The sequence below is a fragment of the Novacetimonas hansenii JCM 7643 genome (assembly GCF_000964405.1).
Classification (GTDB): domain Bacteria; phylum Pseudomonadota; class Alphaproteobacteria; order Acetobacterales; family Acetobacteraceae; genus Novacetimonas; species Novacetimonas hansenii.
In genome coordinates, this window is the sequence record NZ_BANE01000303.1 from 2,501 (window position 1) to 5,367 (window position 2,867).

Below are 2,867 nucleotides of genomic sequence, written 5' to 3' on the forward strand. Positions count from 1 at the left end.
GGGGCAACCCACCCAGCGATGGGTATCATGTTCTGAATACATAGGGGCATGAGGCGAACCCGGGGAACTGAAACATCTAAGTACCCGGAGGAAAAGACATCAATTGAGATTCCGCTAGTAGTGGCGAGCGAACGCGGAACAGGCCCGTGATTGTTGCAGAAGAAGCAGAACGGAATGGAAAGTCCGGCCATAGAGGGTGATAGCCCCTTATGCGTAGTGTCTGTGATGATCCTTGAGTAGGGCGGGACACGTGAAATCCTGTCTGAACATGGGGGGACCACCCTCCAAGCCTAAATACTCCCTGGTGACCGATAGCGAACAAGTACCGTGAGGGAAAGGTGAAAAGCACCCCGACGAGGGGAGTGAAAGAGACCTGAAACCGAATGCCTACAAGCAGTCGGAGCCTCTTATGGGGTGACGGCGTACCTTTTGTATAATGGGTCAGCGAGTTTCTGTTTGCAGCAAGCTTAAGCCGTTAGGTGTAGGCGCAGCGAAAGCGAGTCTGAATAGGGCGACGAGTTGCTGGCAGAAGACCCGAAACCGAGTGATCTAGCCATGGCCAGGCTGAAGGTGCGGTAACACGCACTGGAGGGCCGAACCCACGCCTGTTGAAAAAGTCGGGGATGAGCTGTGGCTAGGGGTGAAAGGCCAATCAAACTCGGAAATAGCTGGTTCTCCGCGAAATCTATTGAGGTAGATCGTCTGGTATTACCCCGGGGGGTAGAGCACTGGATGGGCTAGGGGGGCCCAAAGCCTTACCAAACCTAACCAAACTCCGAATACCCGGAAGTATGAGCCAGGCAGACAGACAGTGGGTGCTAAGGTCCATTGTCGAGAGGGAAACAGCCCAGACCACCAGCTAAGGCCCCTAAATCGTGGCTAAGTGGGAAAGGATGTGGGGATTCCAAAACAACCAGGAGGTTGGCTTAGAAGCAGCCATCCTTTAAAGAAAGCGTAATAGCTCACTGGTCTAATAGAAACCCTGCGCCGAAAATGTAACGGGGCTCAAGCCACGTGCCGAAGCTGTGGGTGCATACTTTGTATGCGCGGTAGCGGAGCGTTCCGTAAGTCTGTGAAGGGGACGGGGTGACCCTCCCTGGAGATATCGGAAGTGCGAATGCTGACATGAGTAGCGATAAACAGTGCGAGAAACACTGTCGCCGAAAGTCCAAGGGTTCCTGCGCAAGGTTAATCCGCGCAGGGTGAGCCGGCCCCTAAGGCGAGGGCGAAAGCCGTAGTCGATGGAAACCGGGTGAATATTCCCGGGCCTGCCAGAAGTGACGAATGCAATATGTTGTCGGGTCTTATCGGATTGACCCGGCTTTTGGAGCATTCCAGGAAATAGCTCTGGCATATAGACCGTACCCGAAACCGACACAGGTGGACTGGTAGAGAATACCAAGGCGCTTGAGAGAACGATGCTGAAGGAACTAGGCAAATTACTTGCGTAACTTCGGGATAAGCAAGACCCGTCCGTGGGCAACCACAGGCGGGTGGCACAAACCAGGGGGTAGCGACTGTTTAGTAAAAACACAGGGCTGTGCGAAGTCGAGAGACGACGTATACGGCCTGACGCCTGCCCGGTGCCGGAAGGTTAAGAGGAGGTGTGCAAGCACCGAATTGAAGCCCCGGTAAACGGCGGCCGTAACTATAACGGTCCTAAGGTAGCGAAATTCCTTGTCGGGTAAGTTCCGACCTGCACGAATGGCGTAACGACTTCCCCGCTGTCTCCAGCATCGGCTCAGCGAAATTGAATTCCCCGTGAAGATGCGGGGTACCCGCGGTCAGACGGAAAGACCCTATGAACCTTTACTGCAGCTTTGCAGTGGCATCAGAGACATTCTGTGTAGGATAGGTGGGAGGCTTTGAAACCGGGGCGCCAGTTCCGGTGGAGCCATCCTTGAAATACCACCCTGACTGTTTCTGATGTCTAACCGAGACCAGTAAGCCTGGTCCGGGACCCTGCATGGTGGGCAGTTTGACTGGGGCGGTCGCCTCCCAAAGTGTAACGGAGGCGCGCGATGGTGGGCTCAGGTCGGTCGGACATCGACTGTTGAGTGCAATGGCATAAGCCCGCCTGACTGTGAGAGTGACAGCTCGATCAGAGACGAAAGTCGGCCATAGTGATCCGGTGGTCCCGCGTGGAAGGGCCATCGCTCAACGGATAAAAGGTACTCTAGGGATAACAGGCTGATCTCCCCCAAGAGTCCACATCGACGGGGAGGTTTGGCACCTCGATGTCGGCTCATCACATCCTGGGGCTGGAGCAGGTCCCAAGGGTTCGGCTGTTCGCCGATTAAAGTGGTACGTGAGCTGGGTTTAGAACGTCGTGAGACAGTTCGGTCCCTATCTGCCGTGGGTGTTGGAGACTTGAGAGGATTTGTCCCTAGTACGAGAGGACCGGGATGAACATACCTCTGGTGCACCGGTTGTCGCGCCAGCGGCACAGCCGGGTAGCTAAGTATGGAAGGGATAACCGCTGAAAGCATCTAAGCGGGAAACCCACCTCAAAACAAGGTCTCCCCAAGGGCCGTGATAGACCATCACGTCAATAGGCCAGGTGTGGAAGCGCAGTAATGCGTGCAGCTGACTGGTCCTAATCGCCCAATAGGCTCATTCACACAGCCACTCAACGTGGAAAACATACATGCACAGCAGTCATCCACCCACTCTACCCTCTCAGCACCAACCTCCCACACAGTCCCTCAGGACTGACTGGATGATCTGGTGGCCATGGCGGGACGTGCTCCACCCGATCCCATCCCGAACTCGGACGTGAAAAAACCCAGCGCCTATGATACTGTGCCTTAAGGCACGGGAAAGTCGGTCGCCGCCAGATCTTCCAGTCAGCCCTGAACAAAAAAACC

At 55.2% G+C, this 2,867-nt stretch carries 2 rRNA genes (1 of these 2 cut by a window edge); both read left to right on the top strand.

What is annotated here, in order from left to right:
• Nucleotides 1–2,621, top strand: a 23S ribosomal RNA gene (locus tag B7G66_RS15635) (it extends 120 nt beyond the left edge of the window).
• A 102-nt stretch (nt 2,622–2,723) separates the two neighbouring features.
• Nucleotides 2,724–2,839: ribosomal RNA gene (rrf, locus tag B7G66_RS15640) — 5S ribosomal RNA — on the top strand.
• The last annotated feature ends 28 nt before the right edge of the window (nt 2,840–2,867 follow it).